Source organism: Sphingopyxis sp. (assembly GCF_019459305.1).
Lineage (GTDB): Bacteria > Pseudomonadota > Alphaproteobacteria > Sphingomonadales > Sphingomonadaceae > Sphingopyxis.
The window spans coordinates 1-23,604 of sequence record NZ_JAIBES010000031.1; the positions used below are offsets into that span (position 1 = coordinate 1).

The 23,604-nt window shown below is 64.8% G+C and carries 27 protein-coding genes; 11 read left to right on the top strand and 16 right to left on the bottom strand.

Features of this window, described 5'->3' with window-relative positions:
* From K0M74_RS03135 to K0M74_RS03160, 6 genes are all read right to left on the bottom strand, one after another.
* On the bottom strand, positions 1–743 hold a 743-nt coding region (locus K0M74_RS03135; RefSeq protein ID WP_293967861.1), incomplete at its 3' end, for a UTP--glucose-1-phosphate uridylyltransferase.
* Positions 744–810: 67 nt separating this feature from the next.
* A complete protein-coding gene (locus K0M74_RS03140) occupies positions 811–1,308 on the bottom strand; it encodes an OmpA family protein (RefSeq protein ID WP_293967864.1) in 498 nt (165 codons plus the stop codon).
* Positions 1,309–1,324: 16 nt separating this feature from the next.
* Entirely contained in the window at positions 1,325–2,542 is a 1,218-nt protein-coding gene (locus K0M74_RS03145; protein ID WP_293967867.1) for a diguanylate cyclase, read from the bottom strand.
* Complete coding sequence (locus K0M74_RS03150; protein ID WP_293967870.1) at positions 2,539–3,084, bottom strand: YfiR family protein; 546 nt, start codon at positions 3,082–3,084, stop codon at positions 2,539–2,541. Before K0M74_RS03150 ends, K0M74_RS03145 begins: the two co-directional genes overlap by 4 nt.
* A 178-nt stretch (positions 3,085–3,262) precedes the next feature.
* Positions 3,263–3,796 carry a peptide-methionine (S)-S-oxide reductase MsrA gene (gene msrA, locus K0M74_RS03155; RefSeq protein WP_293967873.1) on the bottom strand — a complete coding sequence of 178 codons (534 nt, stop codon included), beginning with the start codon at positions 3,794–3,796 and terminating at the stop codon, positions 3,263–3,265.
* 56 nt (positions 3,797–3,852) lie between these two features.
* On the bottom strand, positions 3,853–4,845 hold the full coding sequence (locus tag K0M74_RS03160; RefSeq protein ID WP_293967876.1) for a M48 family metallopeptidase: 993 nt from the start codon (positions 4,843–4,845) through the stop codon (positions 3,853–3,855).
* A 104-nt stretch (positions 4,846–4,949) separates the two neighbouring features.
* Between K0M74_RS03160 and K0M74_RS03165 the strand changes: the two genes are divergently transcribed.
* Positions 4,950–5,999 carry a COX15/CtaA family protein gene (locus K0M74_RS03165; RefSeq protein ID WP_293967879.1) on the top strand — a complete coding sequence of 350 codons (1,050 nt, stop codon included), beginning with the start codon at positions 4,950–4,952 and terminating at the stop codon, positions 5,997–5,999.
* Positions 6,000–6,039: 40 nt separating this feature from the next.
* Here the strand turns inward: K0M74_RS03165 and K0M74_RS03170 are convergent, their stop codons facing one another.
* The gene (locus K0M74_RS03170; RefSeq protein ID WP_293967882.1) at positions 6,040–6,405 is read right to left on the bottom strand and encodes a hypothetical protein; all 366 of its coding nucleotides are present in this window, start codon (positions 6,403–6,405) and stop codon (positions 6,040–6,042) included.
* Positions 6,406–6,715: 310 nt separating this feature from the next.
* Between K0M74_RS03170 and rplM the strand changes: the two genes are divergently transcribed.
* The 3 genes from rplM (at position 6,716) to K0M74_RS03185 (ending at position 8,400) form a co-directional block, all read left to right on the top strand.
* Positions 6,716–7,195 carry a 50S ribosomal protein L13 gene (gene rplM / locus K0M74_RS03175; RefSeq protein ID WP_293967975.1) on the top strand — a complete coding sequence of 160 codons (480 nt, stop codon included), beginning with the start codon at positions 6,716–6,718 and terminating at the stop codon, positions 7,193–7,195.
* Entirely contained in the window at positions 7,195–7,692 is a 498-nt protein-coding gene (gene rpsI / locus K0M74_RS03180; RefSeq protein WP_088440281.1) for a 30S ribosomal protein S9, read from the top strand. Before rplM ends, rpsI begins: the two co-directional genes overlap by 1 nt.
* A gap of 147 nt (positions 7,693–7,839) precedes the next feature.
* A complete protein-coding gene (locus K0M74_RS03185) occupies positions 7,840–8,400 on the top strand; it encodes a type 1 glutamine amidotransferase domain-containing protein (protein ID WP_293967886.1) in 561 nt (186 codons plus the stop codon).
* A gap of 11 nt (positions 8,401–8,411) precedes the next feature.
* Here the strand turns inward: K0M74_RS03185 and K0M74_RS03190 are convergent, their stop codons facing one another.
* The 4 genes from K0M74_RS03190 to K0M74_RS03205 form a co-directional block, all read right to left on the bottom strand.
* Entirely contained in the window at positions 8,412–9,452 is a 1,041-nt protein-coding gene (locus K0M74_RS03190; RefSeq protein WP_293967889.1) for an aminoglycoside phosphotransferase family protein, read from the bottom strand.
* The gene (locus K0M74_RS03195; RefSeq protein WP_293967893.1) at positions 9,449–10,537 is read right to left on the bottom strand and encodes a hypothetical protein; all 1,089 of its coding nucleotides are present in this window, start codon (positions 10,535–10,537) and stop codon (positions 9,449–9,451) included. The genes K0M74_RS03190 and K0M74_RS03195 overlap by 4 nt, the downstream gene beginning before the upstream one ends.
* Before the next feature lie 65 nt (positions 10,538–10,602).
* Positions 10,603–11,451, bottom strand: a complete 849-nt coding sequence (locus K0M74_RS03200) for a metallophosphoesterase (RefSeq protein WP_293967895.1) — start codon at positions 11,449–11,451, stop codon at positions 10,603–10,605.
* On the bottom strand, positions 11,448–12,278 hold the full coding sequence (locus tag K0M74_RS03205; protein WP_293967898.1) for a diacylglycerol kinase family protein: 831 nt from the start codon (positions 12,276–12,278) through the stop codon (positions 11,448–11,450). Before K0M74_RS03205 ends, K0M74_RS03200 begins: the two co-directional genes overlap by 4 nt.
* A gap of 123 nt (positions 12,279–12,401) precedes the next feature.
* On the opposite strand from K0M74_RS03205, the gene K0M74_RS03210 reads away from it, so the two are divergent.
* Genes K0M74_RS03210 through K0M74_RS03220 form a run of 3 tightly spaced genes read left to right on the top strand, consistent with a single transcriptional unit; the run spans position 12,402 to position 14,898 of the window.
* Positions 12,402–13,355: an alpha/beta hydrolase gene (locus K0M74_RS03210; protein WP_293967901.1), complete on the top strand. Its 954-nt coding sequence runs from the start codon at positions 12,402–12,404 to the stop codon at positions 13,353–13,355.
* Positions 13,352–14,137, top strand: coding sequence for a nucleotidyltransferase family protein (locus K0M74_RS03215; protein WP_293967904.1), 786 nt, complete (start codon positions 13,352–13,354; stop codon positions 14,135–14,137). Before K0M74_RS03210 ends, K0M74_RS03215 begins: the two co-directional genes overlap by 4 nt.
* The gene (locus K0M74_RS03220) at positions 14,134–14,898 is read left to right on the top strand and encodes a phosphocholine cytidylyltransferase family protein (RefSeq protein ID WP_293967907.1); all 765 of its coding nucleotides are present in this window, start codon (positions 14,134–14,136) and stop codon (positions 14,896–14,898) included. Before K0M74_RS03215 ends, K0M74_RS03220 begins: the two co-directional genes overlap by 4 nt.
* On the opposite strand, the gene K0M74_RS03225 is transcribed toward K0M74_RS03220, so the two are convergent.
* The 4 genes from K0M74_RS03225 to K0M74_RS03240 all read right to left on the bottom strand — a co-directional run bounded on the left by K0M74_RS03225 (position 14,886) and on the right by K0M74_RS03240 (position 18,782).
* On the bottom strand, positions 14,886–15,314 hold the full coding sequence (locus K0M74_RS03225) for an HIT family protein (RefSeq protein ID WP_293967910.1): 429 nt from the start codon (positions 15,312–15,314) through the stop codon (positions 14,886–14,888). The two genes, K0M74_RS03220 and K0M74_RS03225, sit on opposite strands and share 13 nt — an antisense overlap.
* Positions 15,311–16,399, bottom strand: a complete 1,089-nt coding sequence (locus tag K0M74_RS03230) for a CDP-alcohol phosphatidyltransferase family protein (protein ID WP_293967913.1) — start codon at positions 16,397–16,399, stop codon at positions 15,311–15,313. Before K0M74_RS03230 ends, K0M74_RS03225 begins: the two co-directional genes overlap by 4 nt.
* 128 nt (positions 16,400–16,527) lie before the next feature.
* On the bottom strand, positions 16,528–17,241 hold the full coding sequence (locus tag K0M74_RS03235) for an HAD-IB family phosphatase (protein ID WP_293967916.1): 714 nt from the start codon (positions 17,239–17,241) through the stop codon (positions 16,528–16,530).
* A complete protein-coding gene (locus tag K0M74_RS03240; protein ID WP_293967918.1) occupies positions 17,238–18,782 on the bottom strand; it encodes an oligosaccharide flippase family protein in 1,545 nt (514 codons plus the stop codon). Before K0M74_RS03240 ends, K0M74_RS03235 begins: the two co-directional genes overlap by 4 nt.
* Before the next feature lie 128 nt (positions 18,783–18,910).
* Between K0M74_RS03240 and K0M74_RS03245 the strand changes: the two genes are divergently transcribed.
* The 3 genes from K0M74_RS03245 to zapE are packed head-to-tail and all read left to right on the top strand — an operon-like array spanning position 18,911 to position 21,323.
* Positions 18,911–19,693 carry a succinate dehydrogenase iron-sulfur subunit gene (locus tag K0M74_RS03245; RefSeq protein ID WP_293967921.1) on the top strand — a complete coding sequence of 261 codons (783 nt, stop codon included), beginning with the start codon at positions 18,911–18,913 and terminating at the stop codon, positions 19,691–19,693.
* Entirely contained in the window at positions 19,690–20,187 is a 498-nt protein-coding gene (locus K0M74_RS03250; protein ID WP_293967924.1) for a PaaI family thioesterase, read from the top strand. Before K0M74_RS03245 ends, K0M74_RS03250 begins: the two co-directional genes overlap by 4 nt.
* Entirely contained in the window at positions 20,184–21,323 is a 1,140-nt protein-coding gene (zapE, locus tag K0M74_RS03255) for a cell division protein ZapE (RefSeq protein WP_293967978.1), read from the top strand. Before K0M74_RS03250 ends, zapE begins: the two co-directional genes overlap by 4 nt.
* On the opposite strand, the gene K0M74_RS03260 is transcribed toward zapE, so the two are convergent.
* Positions 21,276–22,319, bottom strand: coding sequence for a hypothetical protein (locus K0M74_RS03260; protein ID WP_293967927.1), 1,044 nt, complete (start codon positions 22,317–22,319; stop codon positions 21,276–21,278). The two genes, zapE and K0M74_RS03260, sit on opposite strands and share 48 nt — an antisense overlap.
* A 311-nt stretch (positions 22,320–22,630) precedes the next feature.
* Here K0M74_RS03260 and mdh point away from each other — a divergent pair, with 311 nt between their 5' ends.
* Positions 22,631–23,593, top strand: a complete 963-nt coding sequence (mdh, locus tag K0M74_RS03265) for a malate dehydrogenase (protein ID WP_293967929.1) — start codon at positions 22,631–22,633, stop codon at positions 23,591–23,593.
* Positions 23,594–23,604 lie beyond the last annotated feature (11 nt).

Consider the following 23,604-nt stretch of genomic DNA (forward strand, 5'->3'; position numbering starts at 1 on the left):
TCAAAGGTCACCGCGTGGAACGGCTGGGTGCCGATCATCGTCGCCATCGCGTCGGTCAGCTGGATCTCGCCGCCCGCACCCTTCTCCTGCCCTTCGAGCACGCGCATCACTTCGGGCTGGAGGATATAGCGGCCCGAGATGATCAGGTTCGACGGCGCATCGGCAACCGAGGGCTTCTCGACCAGCCCCGTGACTTCGGTCAGCGAGCCGTCGCGCGCGCCGGGCGCAATCACGCCATAGGAGGACACCTGGTCGCGCGGCACTTCGAGCACCGAGATCAGATTGCCGCCGACCTGGTTGTAGGCATCGACCATCTGCTTCATGCAGCCGGGCGATCCGTGCATGAACTCGTCGGGCAGGAAGATCGCAAAGGGTTCGTCACCGACGATCGCGCGCGCACACCAGATCGCGTGGCCGAGGCCCAGCGGCTCCTGCTGGCGGACATAGGCGCAGTTGCCAGGGCCAAGCCGTGTCGGCTCGAGCACCGACAGATCCTTGCCGCGTTCGGACATCGTCTTTTCCAGCTCGAACGCGATGTCGAAATGATCCTCGATCGCGCTCTTGCCGCGGCCGGTGACAAAGATCATCTGCTCGATCCCCGCCTCGCGCGCCTCGTCGACAGCGTACTGGATCAGCGGGCGATCGACGATCGGCAGCATCTCCTTCGGGATCGCCTTGGTCGCCGGCAAAAAGCGGGTGCCGAGACCGGCGACGGGAAAGACGGCTTTGCGGATCGGTTTCATGGGCGGGGGCATAGCCGCGATGAGCGCACAAGAAAAGCGGCGCGGCTGAGTTGATTCATCGGGTCTATTACGGTGTCACGATCACCACGACCCGGCGATTGTCCTGGCGGCCTGCTTCGGTGTCGTTGCTGGACATCGGCACGGCTTCGCCGCGGCCGATTATCTGGTCGGGGGTGAGCTGCATCCCACCCGCTTGCATAGGCGCGGCGACGGCCTGCGCGCGCGCCTCAGACAGCGTGAGGTTATAGACGGCGGTTCCCGTTGAATCGGTATGGCCTTCGACGCGCGCAGTCGTGATGCCGACCGAGACAAGTTTGCTCGCGATGTCGGTGATCCGCGCCTGTTGCTCGGCCGGAACGCTGCTTTCATTGGTCGAAAACAGCAGCCGTTCGGGCATGCTCAGTGCCCAGCCGGGGCCATCTTCGACAAAGCCTTCGGCCTTCAGGACGGCGACTTGTTCGGCGGTGAATCCCCTCTGCTGCGGCACGCTCTGGCAGGCGGCGAGCAGCGACGCGCAGACGATAAGAAGCAGGCTTCTGATGGGGTGGGGGACAGGCTGTGTCACGGCGATACTCCGATGGTCATACGCGGGAACGGTTGCTCAATTTGTCGGCGTACATGGCGGCGTCGGCGGCGGTGAGCAGCGCTGTCGCATCGCTTCCGTCGTCGGGATAAACGGCGCCGCCAACGCTGACCGACGCACGATAGGTTTCGCCGCCGGGCAGCACGACGGGTTGCGCCACGCAGGCCCGGATTTGCTGCGCCAGATCGCCGGGGACGGTGTCGGGGTCGAGCGGATCGACGATGACGATGAATTCGTCGCCGCCGATGCGCGCCGCGAAGTCGCTTTTGCGCAGCGTGTCCTTGATGCATGCCGACAGCGCGACCAGCACCGCGTCGCCCGCAGCGTGACCGAAACTGTCGTTCGCCACCTTGAAATTGTCCGCGTCGATAAACAGCAGGGCAAAGCGCTGGCCGCGTGCGTCGGCGGCGGCGATGCGCTGTGCGAGCTGCTCGTCAAAGGCATCGCGGTTCGGCATGGCGGTCAGCGTATCGTGCGAGGCGCGGTGAGCCAGCAGCGCTCGCTCGCTTTCCATGTTTCCTTGCCAGCCCTGCAATTCGTCGAGCAACGCATTGATGTCGCCGCCCAGCCGGTCGAGCTCGGCAATCCCCAAAGGTTTGACGCGCTTGTCGAACCGGCGATGCAGGCGGACGTCATGCGCGACGGTGGCAATCTCGTTGAGTGGCTTGACCAGCTCATATTCGAACCGCCGCGCCAGAAAGATCGTGCCGAGCGCGGTGATGAGCAGGCAACCGAGTCCGGCGAGAAACCCGATGCGGACATAGTCGATCAACGTCGAGCTATCGCCCCACACCTCGATCGTGCCGATCCCGGATCCGTTGCGCTGAATGGTCACCGCGAAGGGGCGCGGGAAAAACATGCGGGTCAGCAGTGGGGCGGGGTCGGCCATCGGCGAGGTCCATTGGGTGAGCTTCTGGCCGCGATCATTGAGCACGCGCAGCCGGGCGATCCCGGGAATGCGGGTCAGCGGCTCCAACCCTTCGCGCGCCGCCTGCGGGTCATTGAACACTAGCGCGGGTTCGACGCCATAGGCGCCGAGTTGCGCGGCCAGTTCCATATTGCGATCGGCATAACCGCGAAGCGCCGACACGCCGGCGAGCAAAATGGTCAGGCCCGACAGCGCGACCGCGAACAGGGTGATGCCGAAATGAAAGCGCGACAGAAGCTTTTGCAGCGTCGTGCGCGCGCCGATCCGTTCGGTGGTCTGGCCCGTCATGTGGGGCCTCCGGCGCTGCGGCCGATGCTCAGCACCCGCGGGTCGATCCGCAGCGGACCGCGCCCGATGGCGTCGAGATTGACCGAAAAGCTGAGGCTCGCCGCGCGATTGCTCAGGCAGAACATGGCGCCATAGATACACGCCGCATCGTCGTCGGTGATCGTCAGGATCGGACGGCCGCGAACCCACGCGATCAGTTGCCGCCGGTCGGCCATCGCCATGCGACCGAGGAACAGGATGTCGCAGTCGGAGCGGCCAGTCACCGTAGCTGCGTTCAACCGGCGCACCAGCACCGATGTGGCGCCGGGGCCGTCGGGTGCCATGCGATTGGTCAGCCGCGGAGTGCCGATCACGCACATCACGCGCGTTGCATCGGGCGATCCGTCGGGCCAGCGCGCATAGCTGACGATGCCGCCGACCATCCGGTTGACCGCGCGCGCCATGCCGTCGTCGCTGTCTTCAACAATCGTCTGGCTTGCGGCCTGAGCCGACATCTGGGGCGTCGTCAGCGACGCGCCAATCAGAAACAGCGATGCCAGCACTTTGCAGCGACCCCCCACCTGCGCCTGACGTTAGCTTGCTCCAGCGCGGGGGCGTCCGCTAGTCAAAAGGATTGGAAAGTCAATGAAAAGTGACGTCATGCGGCCATTTGGCAAACGTCGACCCGACCCGAAGGGCGAGCCATCACACTCTACTTCGCCGGGATGACGACCCGATAACTCAGGTGCGCAACCGGTCGGCAAATCCCTTGCGCAGTTTCGCCAGCTTTGGCGGAATAACCGCCATGCAGTACGGATTGCGCTGGCCTTCGCCGTCCCAATAGGATTGGTGATAATCCTCGGCCGGGTACCAGTCGGACACCGGCTCGATCGTGGTGACGACCGGCGTCGGCCAGTCGCCCTCGGCCCGTTCGATGCCCGCCCGTGCCGCGTCGCCCTGCGCGGCGTTGAGCGGGAACAGTGCGCTGCGATATTGGGTGCCGACGTCGTTACCCTGGCGGTTGAGCGTCGTCGGGTCATGGGTGGCAAAATGGACGTCGAGCAGGTCGTCATAGCTGATGACCGCTGGATCGAAGGTGATGCGGATCGCCTCAGCATGGCCGGTTTCGCCGCCGCACACCTGCTTGTAGGTCGGATCGGCGACATGGCCGCCGATATAACCGCTTTCGACTGTCTCGACGCCGGCGAGCGATTGGAACACCGCTTCGGTACACCAGAAGCAGCCTCCGGCAAAAATGGCGGTTTCTTGGGTCATGGCGTCGATCCTTGGACTGGAGAAGCAGGTGCCCCCAAAATAGGAGGAGCGCGGCGCTATTCCAAGGGCGCCGGAGCGTCGATCAGCGGTGGGTGCAGCGGCTGGCCCGCTGCGCGCGCCGCAGCGATCAGCGCGGCTTCGGCTTCGAGCGCAGCGACACGGTCGCGCCAACCCGGATGGGATGCCGCCTGAAACATCGGGCGGCCCTTGCGCTGACCGAACTTCTGCCAGAAACGGGCGGCGGCGCCGGGATCATAGTCGGCCCCCGCAAGCAGCCACACCGACAGCCGGTCGGCCTCGACCTCGGTCTGCTTGAACAGCCGCGCGCTGCGCCCAAACTGTTTACCCAACCCGCGATCGACCCCCACAGCATCAAGGCGCGCCCGGTGGCGCAGGATATTGTGCGCCAGCTCGTGCGCGATTGCCGCGGCCAACTCATCATCGTCCTGCGCAAATTGGGCCAACCCCTGATTCACCAGCACCATCCGCCCATCGGCGACGGCCCCCGCTTTCTCGCTCGCCTCGACGCGAAAATCGCTGACGCAGCCAGCGATGGGGGTGAGGGTCAGCGCGCGCGCATCGCCGGTGTCGAGCCTGAGCGGAGCAGTGTGCGGGAGCGCCGCGAGCGATGTCTCAATTGCGGTAATCCGCGCAAAAGGATGAGCATCCGCCCCATCGGGCACGGCGCCGCCTTGCATCCCGATGACAGCGACGCCGACGCGCATCCCGACCGTAGCTGCAGGCGAGGTCGGCGCAATCGCCGCAATAAACGGGTCGTCGCGGTCCACCGCGCCATAGGCGGCGAGTGCTTCGGGCCGTCGTTCCGCATCATAAAGGCGCGGGTCGCCCCAGATCCAGCCGAACTGCGGCTGCTGCACCGGGCACCATGCGGCATTGGCGGTGGTCAGGCGAAATCCGATCGCCGCAACGCGTGCCTCCAGCGCCGCAAACGACACATAGGGCGACCGATCGGGGGGCGTCGCGGCACCCGCTGGCACGGCGACCAGCAGCGACAGAGCGACAACAAGGGCGGAAGCAGAATGCAGCATCGGTCCCGCTTATCAACGCGCGCCTGTCGCGGCCATGAATTTCCTATTGTTCGCATTTGCCCAGCGCTTGCCTATCGACGGCCAAGCGGCGATAGGGCGGAGCGATGACGCACGCCTCAACCTTGTCCTCGCCCGCCGCCCACCAACCCCGCCCCGCCGCGCTTGCGCGCTGGCTGTGGGCAGTCGCTTTGTTGGTGGTCATCGTGGTCGGGGTCGGCGGGATCACGCGTCTGACCGAATCAGGGCTGTCGATTACGGAATGGCGGCCGGTCTCGGGCGTGCTGCCGCCGCTCAACGAGGCCGACTGGATCGCGGAATTCGAGAAATACAAGCAGATCCCCGAATATAAAGAGATCAACCTCGGCATGACGCTGGCGGGGTTCAAGGCGATCTTTTTCTGGGAATGGCTGCACCGCATCCTGGGGCGCGTGGTCGGCATGGCGATGGTCGTGCCGCTGGCCTGGTACGCTTGGCGCCGCGCGATCCCGGCGGGTTATGGCGTGCGCCTGTTCGCGCTGACGTCGATCGTCGGACTACAAGGCGCGCTCGGGTGGTGGATGGTCGCGTCGGGACTGGAGTATCGCACCGATGTCAGCCATTTCCGTCTTGCAGCGCATTTGTTAACCGCATTGTTCTTGCTTGCGGGTCTGGTCTGGACCGCGCGCGACCTTGATGCGCTGGCACGGGATCCGGGCGCGCGGCCCGCGCGGCTCACCGGGGGTGGCATCGCGGTCATCGCCATCCTGTTCATCCAGCTGTTGCTTGGCGCTTGGGTTGCCGGACTGAACGCCGGGTTCGTCGCCAGCAGCTGGCCATTGATGAACGATCATTTCGTCCCCGAAGGCATCGACTTGGCGGGCGGCCCATGGTTGGCGCTGACCAATGATCCCTTCTTGATCCACTTCTTGCATCGCTGGTGGTCGTGGATTGCGGCGCTGGCGCTGTTGCTGCTCGCGCGCAGCGTGTCGCGGTTCGGGGCCAAACGTGAGGCCGGGCTGCTGGTCGCGGTGGTTGCGGTGCAGATGCTGCTGGGGATCTGGACCGTGGTGTCGGGCGTATCGATGTGGGTCGCCGTCGCGCATCAGGTGGTGGGGGCCATCCTCGTTGCTATCGCCGCCGCGTCGCTGCACCGGCTGGGCCGCACCGCCGCATGATGCTGCTCGGCGGTTTCGGCAGCGCGCTGCTGTTGGTCGCTCAGCCCTTGCCCGCGTAAGGCGATGTCCTCGGAACAGGCAGCGGCAGCCGCATCGACTTGGTCGATCCAGACGGCCTGTGGGAAGGGGCGACGGCGCGGATCGAGACGACGGGCGCCAGGGTGACCGCGCCGAGGCCAAACAGCTGGCGCAGATAATTGCCGCACTGCCAGCGGCCGAACCCGACCGGCTGGCGGCCGCTGATGCGCGCGCGCTGGTAGCGGCGGCAAATGATGCGATCGTCGCAGCCGCTGCGGCCGATGGCGCCGGCGTTTCCATGCTGCACGGCGGAACGCTCCGGACGGTCGCGAACGTCGAACAGGATTCGGGGGCCGGCGAGGGCGCCCCGCCGTTCCAGATAGACCATCTGTGCACCGTCGCTACCGCCACCGGGCTGGTGATGCGGGAACGGGGACAGACATGGATTGTCGAGCCCAAAGGCGCGGGACGGACGCGCGTCGAAGAGCGTGTACGGGCGCTCGTGCCTGCTCCGTGAAGCATAGGGTATCATAATACCTGTCAGCAAAGCCGCGATCTGCTTGACTTTCCGCCCGCTTGACGTCATTGGCCCGCTCCGAAGCGCCGCTGCGTCCATCATGGATCAGGCGGCGCGGTTTGTTTCGGGCCTTGGAGCATCGCTCCATCGCCCAGTCCCATCTGTCAAGGAGCGTGCCATGATGAAGGCGCTGACCAAGACGACCGTATCGGCGAACGCTGCCACGGTCGAAAAGAAATGGGTGCTGATCGACGCCGAGGGTCTCGTTGTGGGCCGCGTTGCATCGATCATCGCCAACATCCTGCGCGGCAAGCACAAGCCGTCGTTCACCCCCCACGTCGATTGCGGTGACAATGTCATCGTCATCAACGCGGAGAAGGTGGCGTTCACCGGCAAGAAATTGCAGGACAAGCGTTACTATAAGCACACCGGCTATGCCGGCGGCATCAAGGAAACCAGCCCGGCGAAGATCCTCGAAGGCCGTTTCCCCGAGCGCGTGCTCGAAAAGGCCATCGAACGCATGATCCCGCGTGGCCCGCTCGGCCGGCAGCAGATGCGCAACCTGCGCATTTTCGCCGGCAGCGAACATCCGCATGAAGGGCAGAGCCCCGAAGTGATCGACGTCGCGTCGATGAACCGCAAGAACAAGGTGGGTGCATAATGGCTGACGAACAGACCATGACCGATCTCAAGGATCTCGGCGGCGCCGTTGAAGGCACTGTCGCAGCTCCGGTCTCGACCACGCCGCTGCGTGAGAAGATCGTCGACAAGCAGGGCCGCGCTTATGCGACCGGCCGCCGCAAGGACGCCGTTGCCCGCGTGTGGCTGAAGCCCGGCACGGGCAAGATCACGATCAACGGCCGCGACCAGGAAGTGTATTTTGCACGGCCGACGCTGCGCCTCGTGATCAACCAGCCTTTCGGTCTGACCGATCGCATCGGCAGCTATGACATTGTCGCCACCGTCAAGGGCGGCGGCCTGTCGGGTCAGGCGGGCGCCGTGTTGCACGGTATCTCGCAGGCGCTGACCCGTTTCGAACCCGCGCTGCGCGGCGTGGTGAAGTCGGCCGGCTTCCTGACCCGTGACAGCCGCACCGTCGAGCGTAAGAAGTACGGCAAGGCCAAGGCCCGCCGCAGCTTCCAGTTCTCGAAGCGTTAAACGACTTTCCTCGATCGACGGATCGGGAAACGGGAAGGGCGGTCCAGCGATGGGCCGCCCTTTTTGCATGGCGCGGCGATGGCGGCAGGATGCAACATCCGGGTCGCGGGCGGCGTTGAGGATACTCCAGTATGAAAGGATTATCCCATGGCAAACGCCGAGCCGCTCGCCTCGCACCGCATTCTCATCATGGCCACCGACGGCTTCGAGCAATCCGAACTTGAGGTGCCGCTTGAACGACTCCAGGCGGCCGGTGCAGAGGTCGACATCGCGTCGCTCAAATCGGATGACATTACCGGCTGGGACGGCGATGATTGGGGCGACGACGTCGAGGTCGATCTGAAGATCGCCGACGTCAATATCGCTGATTATGCTGCGCTTGTTCTGCCCGGCGGCCAGATCAACCCCGATTTATTGCGCGTCGATGATGCCGCGGTGGCGCTGATCCGCGACTTCGACCACGCTGGAAAACCAATTGCGGCGATCTGTCATGCTCCGTGGCTCTTGATCGAGGCGGGGCTTGCCAAGAGCAAGCGGCTGACCAGTTACAAGTCCATCCGTATCGACGTGATCAATGCGGGCGCCGAATATGTCGATGAGGCAGTCGTGGTTGACGGCAATATCATCACCAGCCGCTGTCCCGACGACCTGCCCGCCTTTTGCGATGCGATTATCGAGGCTGTGGCTGAGAGCCGGGTCGAGGCCTAGTTACGCAATCGTCAAAGCAAATCCAAACTTCCGAGCGCCAGCGCCTGCCGCGCCGGGCGCTCGGCCATGACCGCGAACATTTCGTCGCCGCGGTCAGTGCGTTCGACATTCATCGACGCAAAAACAGCCATGAAATAGCCGCTGAGCGCCCCGATGCGGTAATCGTCCCACAGCGCCCGCGGGTCGGGAGCAATGCCTCGCGCGCGCAACGCCGCGATCCAATGGTCGAAGGCCGGGCGGTCGGCGGCGGCGCGGTCCAACGGGTCGGCGATGCTGGTGCCGACCAGATAGGCGAGATCGGCGGCGCCGCTGCCGCGCCCCAGCGTCTGCCAGTCGACAAGCCAGCAGGCGTTGCCGTCGGGCGCGAACAGGATGTTGTCGATGCGAAGGTCGCCATGGACGAGCGTCCGTGCAGCGGGCTCGCGCGACAGATAAGCGTCGAGCTGCGCGACGATGCCCGCGCCAACGTCGAGGATTTCGGGCGCCAGGCGGGCGGCATATCGCTCGCGAAATCCCAGATAAAGCTGCGGGAACAGCACCCTGACCAGATCACCATTGTCGCGGGCAAGCCACGGCATTTGCGCGAGGCGCGGATCGTTCCAGAGGTAGGCGTGGAGGCTGGCCGCAGCGTCGATGCACGGCACGAGGCCGTTGAGGCCAAGTCCTGCCAGCTGATCGCCCTGCCGCGCCGGGGCGAGGTCGGAGAGGATGAGGATGAAGCCGACCTCATCGTCGGCAATCTCCGAATGATGGCAGCGCGGCGCCGGAACGCCGCTCGCGGCAGCGAGCTCGCGATACCAGCTGACTTCTTTGACATAAGTGCCAGTGAGCTTTGCGATATTGCGGCTCGCGTCGTCATGGCTCGGGCATTTTGCGACCACGGTCGCGGGGGCTTCGGTGTTGTCCTGCCAGTCGAGCGTAAGGCGATAGCTGTCGCACATTTGCCCGGTGCCAACTTTGGTCGCGGTGAAACCTTTAAGCCTTCCTTGCTGCCCGAGCACCACGCCGAGCCAATCGGCAGACATCGCCTCGGGCGACGTCGGAAAGGTCATGCGGCTGGATCCATCAGCCCGGAGAGGCCAGTAGGTGCGTGCGGGCCGACAAACAATTGTTCGAGCACCCCCACCCCGACATCGGTCCGGTCGCCATCGGTCAGCTCGGCGCTAACCAGTGCCTGGACGTGCATTGCGAGCGGATTGCCCCACTGCCGCTTGGCCTCAGCGAGGCTGTCATGCGCGACTTCCAGCTCACCATGATCGAAGCCGTGGCCCCAGACGGGATGGGTGTACCCGAGCCCGCTCATCGCGAACAATGGTCCGCTGGGGGTGAGGGTCAGACGCGTGCTCCCGTCGAAATCGGCGGTCAATTTGTTCAGGCGCCGCGTTCCCGGCTGCCATTCGGCGGCAAAGGCCGGATCGGCGAAATGGCGTTCAGCGCCCGTGCCGATCACCACCACCGCTCGCCGGTTCCACGGGCTGCCCTCGCCATCGTCGTTGCTGTGAAAGAACAACGAGCGATCGGCGAAATTGCACGGCGTCCACAGCCAGAAGAATTGGTGAAAATTGCCCTGCGGCGGCGGTTGCGGTTCGGCGGCCCCGACGGGGCGGATGCCCCAGCTGCGGTCGCGTGTCCCGGCCCAGTCGGACCCGACATCAACGCGCGCGCCATCGACCGCCAGCCAGCCCGACCAATGGCCGTTCTGGGTCATGCGGGTATAGTCCATGAAGAGGCGGGTGCCGGTGCGGCGCGTGAAGCGCGGTTCCTCGATCGGGAAATGGCGCGCCGTGAAATGCAGCTCGCCGGTGAGCGGGCCGTCGTTGGCGGAGACGGTCAGCGTCAGCCGCTCCAGCGGCTCGTCGATGCGGATCACGATCGGACCGACCGCCAAGTTCAGCCGCTCCCCCCCCGAGCGGCGGCTGGCGCGCAAGTTATACTGCACCCCGTCGATAAGGATGCAAAAGGCAGCATCGACGATCCCGAGCTGCGGATAAAATCCCATCGCGGCGGCAAAGAACACCGATCCGTCGGGCGCATAACCGTTGAAGAAATAGCGGTCGTAAAAATTGCGATCGGTGCCCGCAAAGGCGATCGGCTCGGCGCTCTGGTGCAGCGGGAAATCGTCGCCCTTGGTCAGCATTGTCGTTCCTCATCCCGTTTTTTCTTGCAACCTAACGGGATGGCCAAGGGCGTCAATGGGCGGCGTCAATGCACCGGCGGATCAACCGGCGGGACGGCGTGGATGGGTGCCACCGGTTCGCCGGGGTCGCGCGGCGGCAGGGCGTCGGTAGGAATATCGGTGATCTGCATGTCGGGGGTGGGGACGGCCGCGACATTGCGGACGCGGACTTCGACCTCGCCATCCTTGATCCGCAGTTCGTTGAAGCTGGGCGGGGTCGAACGGATGCGCTGCGACAAGGTACCAGCGCCAATCATGCGGATGAGACCCGCGGTGGTGGGCGCGACCAGGTCGAACGCGTCATGGACGTGGCCGGTCAGCACCGCCGCTACACCGCGCGATGCCAGCGCCTCAAGCGCCCGCGCGCCGCCGCGGGTCAGCGCGCGTCCTTTTGTTCCGGCTTCGACCAGCGGATGATGGGCGGTGACGAGCGCGGTGACCCCGCTCGGCAGCGCGTCGATCGCGGTCAGCGTCTTGGCGAGCGCATCGCGCGTCACCCAGCCTTTCGACCAGTCCAGCCGCCACTGCGCGCGTGCGGTGGTCTTGAGCGGCACCACCGCGACATGGGTAAAATCAAGCTCGCGTTCAACCAGCCGCTCGATTCGCCGGATGCGGCGATAGGGCCAGAAAAAGCGCGCGAACGGGTTGAAATAGGGCAGGTCGTGGTTGCCGACTTCGACCGTGACCGGCACGTCGAGCGCCTCGATCCAATCGCACGCGGCGGCAAATTCATGGCTACGCGCGCGCATCGTCAGGTCGCCGGTGATCAGCACCGCGTCGGGTTGTTCGCGGCGGACGCATTCGCGGAACCAGTCAAGCGCGGCGCGATCCTCCAACCCGAAATGCAGATCGCTGATATGGAACAGCCGCGTCATGCCGTCGCGACGAAATCGACCGCGCTGGTGCCGATCGAAAAGCGGGCCGGCGACGCCATCTCTCCGAGCTCGCCGTCGAACTCGAGACAGATGGTCTCGTCGCTTTCGAGAGCGAGCGTCACGCCGGTTGCGATCGGCTCGCTCGGCCCGTCGCGGAAGTCGCCGCCGAGCCACGCGAGGCCGTGACGCAGCACATCACCGGTGCCTTCGGTCAATATGCCATCGGCGCGGATGCCGGTTGGCGTCGGGGTCAGGATCACTGCCGGATAGGTTTTGCCGTCGGCACCTACGCGGACGCCCGGGGCGTTCATCATCTCGTCGAGCGCCTCGGGCGCGGCGCGGCTTGCCTCGATGATCCCGTCCTGCCGCATCGTCTCGCGCACCTCGGCCCAGCGCGTTGCCGGACCAGCGACGACGGTGATGAAGGCGGTGCCGGTGTCGGACCGGATCGTCGGGATCGCGCTGCGCCGCATTTTGCCTTGCAGCGCATCGGTCAGGATTTCGGGTGCCGACCGGTCGCCGTGCAGCGCCTTCGACAACAGGTTGAGCGTCCCGCCGGGCAACACCAGGATTGCGCCATCCCAACCCGCCGCCTGCGTCGCCGCGGCGTTGATTGTGCCGTCGCCGGTCCATACCAGCAGCAGGTCGATGCGTTGCAGCTTCAATTGGGTCGCATCGGGAATGTCGCCCTCGGGCAAGGCAAAGGTCGCGACCAGCGGCGTCCCGTGGTCGCGGCAGAGCATTTCGATCTGTTCGCGCACAGCCTCGTCGTGGCCGCCGCTCTGGGTGTTGCAGATCAGGGCCGGGCGGGAGAAATGGCTGGTCATTGTCCTGTTCTACGCACGAGCGCGAAAAAGGTGGCGGATATCATCGCGGCTCTTTCGCCATACCGATCGGACCGGGCGGGGCGGCGTCTTGTCGCACCCCGCGCTGCCATGTAGGGCGCAATCATGGCAGCAGAGATTTCCAAGGGACGGCGATTGATCAAATATCTGGTGGTGGCCGTCCTGCTCGTGCTGCTGTTCGGTGGTGCGGCGCGGATGATCGTCGCGGGCGGCGCTAAATCGCTGAATTTTGGCGACCGGTTTCTGGGTGATAGTGACGGCGCGACGTTGCTGGTCGCGGGGCAGCCCTATGGCGAAGGGCCGCGCAACAAACTCAACATCTGGGTACCGACGGGGACCAAGAAGACCGACAAGTTGCCGGTGCTCGTCTTCCACTATGGTGGCGGCTGGTACAGCGGCGCGCGCGACGATTATGGCTTTGCCGGGCGCGCCTTTGCCAAGCAGGGCTTTGTCGTCGTCATCCCCGATTATCGTATTGTGCCCGAAGGTCATTGGCCTGATTTCCTGCACGACAGCGCCGCCGCGGTGGCGTGGACCGACGCGCATATCGCGAATTATGGCGGCGACCGCGATCGCATCGCGCTGTCGGGCCATTCGGCGGGTGCCTATAACGCGGTGATGCTGGCGCTCGACCCACAGTGGATGAAGGCGGCAGGCAGTGACGCGTCGGTGATCCGCGGCGTCGCGGCGCTCGCCGGGCCCTATGACTTCTACCCCTTCGAAAAGGGTGGCCGCGCCGATGTCGCGATGGGCGATATCCGCCCGGTTGAGAAGACACAGCCGATCACTTTCGTGAGCTCCGATGCGCCGCCGCTGTGGTTGGGTCACGGCACCGCCGACACCGTGGTGCGAGTCCGCAACAGCCGCCGACTGGCGGCAGCGATGCACAAGGTCGGCGGTTCGGCGACGCTGCGCGAATATGACGGGCTGAGCCACAATGACCTGGTCATGGCCCTGACCAAACCACTTGCGTACAAAGGGCCGATCCTGCCCGAGATGACCGATTTCCTGCGCGGCGTCACCGCGCGCCCCGTTGCCCCCGCGCCTCGTCCCGAATGATCCCGGCGATCGTCCTCGCGGGTAGCCGCCCCGGCCCCGACCCGCTGCTGACCGGCAGCGGAGCATCTACCAAGGCGTTGCTGCCGATCACGGGGCAGCCGATGCTTGTCCACGTGGTGCGCGCCCTTCGGGCATCGCCGCTCGTCGGGCCGATCACGGTGCTGGCGCAAAACAGCGCCGAACTGGCGGCGAAACCGGAACTCGCCGCGTTCGCCGAGCTGCACTTTGCCGACTCTGGTCAGGGGATCAGCAGCTCGCTCGCCGCCGCGCTACCGCCGGGTGATGCGCCCGTGCTGGTCACGACCGCCGACAATGTCCTGCTGACGCCGTCAATGATTGCCGAATTTCTGGCGGGAGCCGAAGCCAGCGATGTTGCAGTGGCCATGGTCGAACGTGATGTGCTGTTTTCGCGTTACCCGCAGTCGAAACGTACCTGGCTTAAATTCCGCGGCGGTTGGTGGTCGGGGGCCAATATGTTTCGGCTGCGCGGGCGGCGGGTGCTGCCGCTGCTCGATTTCTGGGGCCGGATCGAGCGTGATCGCAAAAAGGGGTTGAAGATCGTTGCCGCGTTCGGCCCGTGGTTGCTGATCGGGGCGTTGCTTCGTCTATTCACGATCCAGCAGGGTGTTGCACGCGCCGGGCTGCGCTTCGGGCTGAAAGCGAGGATCGTGCCGATGTCCGAAGCCGAGGCGTGCATCGACGCCGATAAGCCATCCGACATTGAGCTGATCGAGCGGATATTTGCCGCGCGGCGGCAAGCCGCTATAGGGCAGCCGCTATGACCATCGAAAAAGCCATCATCCTGTCGGCCGGGCAGGGTTCGCGCCTGCTGCCGCTGACCCGCGACATTCCCAAATGCCTGATCGACCTCAACGGTCGCACGCTGATCGGTTGGCAGGTCGCGGCGCTCGCCGCGAACGGCATCAAGGACATCGTCGTCGTCACCGGGTTTCGCACCGAGCGTGTCGAGGATCATGCGCTGCAGCTCTATCGCGACACCGGGGTGCGCATTCGCACGCTGTTCAATCCTTTCTTTCAGGTCGCCGACAATCTCGGCACCTGCTGGATCGCGCGCGAGGAGATGGACCGCGATTTCATCATTCTCAACGGTGACACCATCATTTCGGACGACATCGTCGCGAAGCTGATCGCGGGCGCCAACGAGCCGATTACCGTCACCGTCGACGTCAAGACCGACTATGACGACGACGATATGAAGGTGAACCGCGACGCCGAAGGGCGTCTGCATCACATCGGCAAACGCTTGCTGCCCCCCGACACCAACGCCGAATCGATCGGGATGCTGGCGTTTGTCGGCGACGGTCCGTCGATCTTTCGCAACCAGGTCGACCAGATGATGCGCACCCCCGAAGGGGTCGAACGCTGGTATCTGCGCGCGATCGACGTGATCGCCAAGGGCAACCGCGTCGGCACGGTGTCGATCGAGGGGCTGGAGTGGCAGGAAGTCGATTTCCCGCAGGATGTCGAAGCCGCCGATACGCTCACCGCCAAATGGGCGGCGGAAGGGCTTTACGCGAAATAGGGCTTGAGCCAGCCGGTCAGCGCCGCGATCTGCGCCTCGTCCAGCTTCACCGCCTGCGCCAGATTGGGCTGCCCCGGCCAACCGGCGTCGGCAACCGTCAGGCCCGCCCCCGACCGTTCGCCGTCGTAGCGCGGCAGGACGTGAAAATGGACGTGCGGGTCGACCATCATCAGCATCAGATAGTTGATCTTTGCATAGCCGACCGCGCCGGTCAGCGCCGCCTCGATCGCGGCCGTCGCGACCTTGAGTTCGGTGTGCGCCGCGGCAGGCAAATCGCCGAATGCCGTCGCGTCGGATTTCGCCGCCAGCACCAGCGCGCCGAGCGTCGACTGTGCGGGGCGGATCAGCACGACCCAATGATCATATTCGGCAATCAGCGTCGCGGGGTGGCCGAATTTGGTGATGGTTTCGTTCATGCGGCTTCCATCCAGCTGACGATGAGATGCCCTGCGCGCTTGGTCGCGTAGGCCTGTACGAGTCGAACGGTATGGACGATCAGCGAGATCAAAATCCATCCAGCGAGCGCGATCAGCCCGATGTCGGGGCGTCCGGCGAGCAGCGCAACGAACAGGATGACCATATTCGGATTGCGCCGCGCGGTGATCAGGCGGAAGCGGCTGTCGAAGGGTTGCCAAGTATGCATGTCGATGCCGAAGTAACGGATATAGACGCCCTCGATCACCCGTTGCAGGATATAGCCGACGACTACGACGATCATCACTGCTGCGAAGACTTCACTGGAGAGCGCAAGCCCCCAGGTACCGAGCCCGACGCCCCAGAAATACCACCAGAACGGCGGGTGGATCAGATCGACGCCATGGTCGGCGACATTGCCCCATTTCGATGAGGTGATGGTGCAGCGCGCCAGTTTTCCATCGACCGTGTCGAGCACCATGAAGGTGAATCCCGCGAGCATACCCGCCCAATAATGGCCGTGGGCGAAGAGATAGGTGGCATAAACGCAGGCCGCAGCGCCAATTGCCGTCACCATGTTTGGCGTCATGCCGATGCTGGCGGCGATCCGCGTCAGCCAGAGTGCCAGTTCGGGCCACAGATATTTGGTCAGCAGATCGGTGACACCCTTATAGGCACCGAAATAGCTTTTGCGCTCGATCTCGCGCCGGGTGGCGGGGGTCAGCTCCCTGACGAACGGTTGGTCGAGCTTGCGAAGCTGGCGATTGTACAATTTGCGCCCATCGGCCAGGTCGGTGACAGCAGCGGCCATCGGATCGCTGCCGGCCGGGATTTGCCCGACGACGGGGACGCCGTTCCAAGCAAAGACGCTGGCTGGTGTTTCGAGCACCACGCGCAGCAACATCGGGTCAAAGGCAAAGGCCAGGTTGACGACAAGTTCCTGGCCATCCGCCAGCCGGCTGCCATCTTTTGCCGCGCTTTCTGCCAAGCGACGGCAACGCTCTGAATTGGCCATGCCCCAAATAGGGGTCTCATTGTCGCCGAGCAGCCGGACCGGCCCCAGGGCGGTTGGGATTGTTTGGGTCATGCATAGCCCCGGACAAAACAGGCAATTGGGCGTGCGGCGCGTCGGGCGGCGAATGTCGATAATCGGTCGAGGGAGGTCAACATGGCCGCCTCTTGAGCATCAACAGGATGCGGTTGCAACCCCGGTGCTCAGTCAACCGGCGGATCTTCGACTTCAAAGTCGATCATCCGCCAGCCGCTCCGCGCTGCGAGATCGGCCAGTTTGCGGCTACGCCCAACCAGCCAAGCCTCGTCCGCGATGGCAAACAGCGGTGCGTCGCTGGCATGGTCGGAATAGGCGCGGACGTGGCGCGTCGTGCCCGGCATGTGGGTATCCAGCCATGCGCTGACCCGGCGCGCCTTTTCCACACCATAGCAGTTCACGCCGTCGATGGCGGGTAGCCAGTTGGCGTCGGCATCGCGATGATGGCGCGTTGCGACAAGGTCGTGAAAGTCGAGCGCGTCGGCGATTGCCCCTGCGTAAAATTCGGGTGCTGCGGTTGCCATGACCAGGCGATAGCCTTGCGCGCGATCGCGCGCGATACTGGCACGCGCACCCTGCGGCACGTCGCCGGACACGCGCCAGAAAGCAAACCGCTTGGCGAGATCATTCATCAAGTTGCGCGGTATGGTGGCGCCCAGCATCAGGCGGATGGCGAAAGGCTTGAACCGGTCACGCCCATAAAAATTGAGGCCATGCCCGATCGCCAGGCCAGCCAGCAGCGGCAGCAAGAGCAGCCGCCACGGCGCGGCGCGCCACGTCGCCCAAAGCAGAAACAGCGTGAAGGTCGGCGTCCGCAACACGGTGCGGTCCAGATCGTAGATCGCCACCCGATTGCATGACAGCGCCGCATTTTGGTTCATGGCGGCGCTCGTTTATAGAGCCGCAATCGTCGGCCCGTCTTGCCCAGCGACGCTCGGTCGGCGATGGGCAGCGCAAAGCGCATCGATAGCCATATCGCGACGACGGCGACCAGGATGATGGTTGGCAGGGCAATAGGGTCGGCAAGGCGGCTTGCCAGCAGAGCGACACCCCCCGCCGCCAGCATGATACTGATCCCGCGCAGCGCGACGATTGGAAACTGGTGGTCAAACGGGTGAAGTTTTTCGTTGGCCGCGAGTTGGATCATCGGGACCGCCGCCATCACGACAATGCCGATCGCCGTGGCGAGCGTCACCCCGGTAAGTGCATCCAAACGCCCGACGATCAGCCAGCCGGCGACGACCGCCACGGCGACGCCAAAGATGCTTGCGGTCAATTGGTGGCGAAAGGCCGAGACGACTTGCAGCACCGGCGAAGAAATACCAAGCACGGCTTCGGCGGCGCGCGCGAACAGCAAGATGACCAGCGCCGCCTTTGCCGCCTGGGCCTGCGCGCCGAACAGGCTGAGCAGCGAAGCGCTGCCTGCCGCCAGCACCGCGGCGAGCGGCAGCGCGATTGCCGAGATCAGGCGCGTCGCATAGGCGTAGATGTCGGCAACCTGCGCTCGATCTTCGCGCTCGGCGCTGGCGGCGAGCGGTGCCATCACATAGACGAATGCGATGCGGACGAGTTGGACTACGCTCGACAGCTTGCGCGCGATGGTGAACAGCCCCGCTGCCGCGGCGCCCGCGGCGCCCGGCAGCAACAGGTTGAGTATCAACGCCGGAGCGTCACCGAACAGCCGCGCGATGATGTTCGACGGCAGGATCGACAGCCCGGCCCAGAAAGTGTTGCCCGTCGTTTCAGTGGACCCGGAGCCTCGCCAGAATTCCGCTAGGTCATAATGTTGAGCAAGCAAGCGGACGCACAGGAATGCAGTGATCGCCAGCGAGCAGAGATGCGCGATGAACAGGCCTTTGAGTCCCAGTCCGCCGGCAAAGAACAGCCCCGCGAACACCAGCCGCAACACCTGTTCCCACACGATCCGCAGCCGGATTTCGGCGCCGAACACCATGCGCGCGCGCAGCGCCGAGGTCGCAATCTCGACAAAAGCCCAGAGCGGTAGCGCCCAGACGAAGACGCGGATCGCCGGGGTTACGAGGGCGCGGTCCTGCGCCGCAACATTGAGCAGCGAGCCAAGGTCGGCGGCGAAGGCCGCGATCAGCGCCGCGACGATGATGCACGGCCCGACGCCAAAAATCATCGCGGTGCGCAGCGCCGCCGCCGCCTCGGCATCGCTCGCCGATTGCGGTACGGTGCGCTGCATCGCGCTGGTCATGCCAAGGTCGAAGATGTTTTCGAGCAGGTTGATCGTCGCCCACAGCACTGCGTAAAGGCCATAGCCTGCGAGGCCGAACATCAGCACATAGAGCGGCTGCGCAACGATTTCGACGACCGCGCCCAGCCGCGCGAGCACCGTGGTGCCAAGCCCGCGGGCGACGCTGCGGCTCGTGACGGCGGGTTGGGCGGCGCTTTCGCTCATCGCTGCCGCCCTAGCGCCTTGCCCGCGCGGCTGCCAGCGGCTTTCGCGCTTTCAACCCCCCATCACCCCCTTGTCGTGTCTGTCAATCGGGTCTAGTCAGCCCGCAATCGCTAAGGGAGCCTCGCGACATGGCCGAATTCCGCCTGCCCAAGAACAGCCGCCCGCAAAAGACCGGCAAGGTCCACAAGGCCGAGGGGGCGGCTGCGGTCAAGACGTTCAAAGTCTATCGCTATGATCCCGATAGCGGCCAGAATCCGCGCTTCGATACCTTCGAGGTCGACACCGAAAAATGCGGCCCGATGGTACTCGACGCGCTGATCAAGATGAAGAGCGAGCAGGACAGCTCGCTGACCTTCCGCCGGTCGTGCCGCGAGGGCATTTGCGGCAGCTGTTCGATGAACATGAACGGCAAGAACGGCCTCGCCTGCACCACAGCGATCGAGGATCTGAAGGGCGACATCACGATCACCCCGCTGCCCGCGATGGATGTCATCAAGGACCTGGTCCCCGACTTCACCCATTTCTACGCGCAATATGCGTCGATCGAACCGTGGCTGAAGACGAAGACGACGACGCCGAGCGGCAAGGAACGCCTCCAGTCGCCTGCCGAGCGCGAAAAGCTCGACGGACTGTATGAGTGCATCCTGTGCGCCTGCTGCTCGACCAGCTGCCCCAGTTACTGGTGGAACAGCGACAAGTTCCTCGGTCCGGCGATCCTGCTTCAGGCGTATCGCTGGCTCGCCGACAGCCGCGACGAGATGACCGGCGAGCGGCTCGATGAGCTCGAGGATCCCTTCCGCCTCTATCGCTGCCACACGATCATGAATTGCGCCAACGCCTGCCCGAAGGGGCTCAACCCGGCGCGCGCGATCGCCGAGATCAAGAAGCTCGAGGCCGAGCGGCAGGTGTGAACGACGGGATCGAGGAGCCGCGCCGCGCCGACCATTTTAGCGCCGAAGAAACGGGCGATGGCTGGCTCAGCTGGGATCTGAAAGACGCTACGCGGTTCAACAGCTTCATCGAGCCGCTGACGGTCCGGGTCGAGCCACCCACCGCGGATGGCCGCCCCTGTGCTCGGGTCCGGATGATCCCAGAGCGCAAGCACAGCAACCTGGGCAACAACGTCCATGGCGCGGTGACACTGGCACTGGTCGATATCGCGCTGTTCGCGGCGTCGCATCAGTTCGGTTCGCTCAACGCCGGCCATTCGGTGACGCTCGATCTGTCGACGCAATTTGTCGGCGCGGGGCGGGTCGGCGAGCCGCTTGATGCGGTCGTGGAGCTGGTGCGCGAGACGGGCCGCCTGATCTTCCTGCGCGGGCTGGTGGTGCAGGGCGAAGACGACAACCATATCGTGCTGAGCTTCGCCGGCACCATTCGCAAGGCGAGCAAGGATCGCGGCTGATGTCGGTGCTGGCGGCCTATGACGCGCTCGTCGCGGGCGGCGAGCTCCGCCCTGATCCCGAACAGCGTGTCGCCGCCGAGCGGTTGAACGCAGTGCAGGCCGAACTCGAGACGGTGCCGCCGCGCGGCAGCCTGCTGTGGCGGCTGACCGGGCGCAAGCCCGACGCGCCGCGCGGCGTCTATCTGTGGGGCGCGGTCGGGCGCGGCAAGTCGATGCTGATGGACCTGTTCTACGACCAGCTGCACATCCAGCGCAAACGGCGGGTGCATTTCCATGCCTTCATGCTCGACGTCCATGCGCGGATGCGCGAGGTGCGCAAAAGCGAGGCGGGCGACCCGATCCCGCTGGTTGCCGATGCACTGGTTGCGGACATTCGCTGTCTGGCTTTCGATGAGATGGTGGTGAACAACAGCGCTGATGCGATGATCCTCTCGCGCCTGTTCACCGCGCTGATCGATCGCGGGGTGACGGTGGTTGCGACCTCGAACCGTCCGCCGTCGGATCTGTACAAGGACGGGCTCAACCGCGAGCATTTCCTGCCCTTCATCGCGCTGGTCGAGGCGAAGCTAGACGTCATGGGACTGAACGGCCCCACCGACTATCGCCGCGACCGGCTGGGTGACGGGGCGCGCTGGTTCGTCCCCGCCGACGGGGCGGCGAGCGCGGCGCTGTCGGCGGCCTTCTTCCGCCTGACCGATTACCCGCCCGAGGATCGCGCGCATGTGCCAACACTCGATCTCGATCTGGGCGGAGGGCGGACGTTGCATGTCCCGAAAGCGCTGAAAGGCGTTGCGGTTTTTTCGTTCAAGCGGCTGTGCGCTGCAGCGCGCGGGGCGTCCGACTATCTGGCGGTGGCGCGCCATTTCCACAGCGTTATCATCGTCGGTATCCCGCGCATGGGGCCGGAGAACCGCAACGAAGCGGCGCGCTTCGTGACGCTGATCGACGCGCTCTACGAATATAAGGTCAAGCTACTCGCGAGCGCCGCTGCGATGCCTGACCAGTTGTATATAGCGGGCGACGGCGCATTCGAATTCGAGCGCACCGCGAGCCGCCTCGCCGAAATGCAGTCGGACGATTACCTCAGCCTAGGCCATGGCCAGCAGGACGCCGCTGGCAATCTTTCCCCAGCGTGACGAGTTGATCGTCACCGCAATCAAGTTGCGAACATAGCGCACCTCATGGGCAAGATGCCCGAACCCCTGTTGAATGACCCGGCGCAGCGTGCGCAGCGGACGCGGGGCGGGAACATGGATTCGCGCCGGACGCGCCGGCGGCGCAGGCATGGTGGCTAGTCCGCCGCTGGTCACCCGCGGGTCGTCGGCAACGGCGCGGCACAGCGCCTCCATCCGCGAAATCGCGAGCCGGTTGGCGACCTTGCGATCACGGCTGAGCAACTCAAAGCTATGGCTGAACGCCGAAAACTGTATCGAGCCGCTGGCCGCCGCATGATCCAGCGCATCGCGCATCTCCTCTTCGGACATCGCGCATAGCTGTGCGGGGCGGAAGCGGCTGGCGCGGTCCATCAGCCCGCTGACCGGCACTTCGGCCACGCCATGATGCTCGCGCATGCCGAGATTGCCCGCGTCGAGCGAGATCGAGCAGCCGCGGCCCAGATACGCCCCGTTGAAACTACAGTCGAAGCGGAAGCCGAGCGACGCCAGCGCGCGCAGCGTGTCGTCGTTGGCGCCGAAATTGCCGGCGCGAAAGGCGGTTGGTCTCGGCGCTCCTGCGCCAACCAGGATCTCTCGCGCAAGTGAGATGAGCTTTTTTTGCGCCGCCAGCGGAAAGTCGCCGATGTTGCGCCCGGTCAGGCGGCCGACCGGGCTAAAGCGCGCAAAGGCCAGCCATTCAGTATGGATATGCACCTGAACCTCGTGACCGCGTTCGACGACGGGGCGCACGATCGCATCGATGACCTCGGGGCCATATACCAGCGCCGGCATCGGATCGATAAAGAACACCCCGGTCAGGCCGTGGCGTTCGAGCATGTCCATCTGGAAATGGATGCCGAAATCGCCGTCGCGGCAGCGGCCGAGGATCGAGCTTTCGAAATTCGCGCGCACATCGGCGCCGCGCTGGTAGAGCCCAGCCGACAATTCGGTGTCGAAACTGATGATCGCCCTCGTCATCCCCTCGCGCCTACCACCCCAGCGATAAGGGAGGGTTAACTCATCGATTCGGGGCTGCCCTCCGGGAAAAACCTGTCATGCCCTTGCGACATTGTCCACCAATTCCCAATTCAAGCTGTGCGTCGGCGGGGCTTATTGGTATTGCGAACTAATTGCAAAAAAAGGCGGATTTTCCAGCTTTTCGCGGTTGTTTCGTTAAGGGAATCGGCGTAGGGGCGACCCCAGTCTTGGGATCGGCATGGCACTTTAGCCCGTGTGCCGCCGGTCTGTGAAGCATTGCCGGGCTTGCCAGGAAGGGAGTGCCGCGCGCCATGGGACGCAAGAAGATCGCATTGATCGGAGCCGGAAATATCGGCGGGACGCTGGCGCTGCTCGCCGCGCAAAAGGAACTCGGGGATGTCGTCCTGTTCGACGTGGTCGAAGGCGTGCCGCAAGGCAAGGCACTCGATCTCTCGCAGGTTGGTCCGATCGCGGGCTTCGACGCGAAGATCACCGGCTCGAACGACTATAAGGAAATCGCGGGCGCCGACGTCATCATCGTCACCGCCGGGGTCGCCCGCAAGCCGGGGATGAGCCGCGACGACCTGCTCGGCATCAACCTGAAGGTCATGAAGGCCGTCGGCGAAGGTATCAAGGCCAACGCTCCCGACGCCTTCGTCATCTGCATCACCAATCCCTTGGACGCGATGGTGTGGGCGCTGCGCGAATTTTCGGGCCTGCCGCACAACAAGGTCGTGGGCATGGCCGGCGTGCTCGACTCGGCGCGCTTCAGCCACTTCGTCGCCGACGAATTCGACGTGTCGGTCAAGGATGTGAACACCTTCGTGCTCGGCGGCCACGGCGACACGATGGTTCCTGTCGTTCGCTACTCGACCGTCAATGGCATCCCCGTCCCCGACCTCGTCAAGATGGGCCTGTCGTCGCAGGACAAGATCGACGCGATCGTCAAGCGTACCCGCGGCGGCGGCGGCGAAATCGTCGCGCTGCTTGGCACCGGTTCGGCCTTCTATGCGCCCGCAGCCTCGGGCATCGCGATGGCGGAAGCTTATCTGGGCGATCAGAAGCGCATCCTGCCCTGCGCCGCTTTTGTCGATGGCCAGTATGGCCTCGACGGCCTGTACGTCGGCGTGCCGGTGATGATCGGCGCCGGCGGGGTCGAGAAGATCGTCGAGATCGAACTCGACGATGCCGACAAGGCGGGCCTGCAGGTTTCGGTCGACGCGGTCAAGGAACTGCTCGACGCGTGCAAGGCGCTGGATTCGAGCCTCGCTTGATTTTTTTGGCT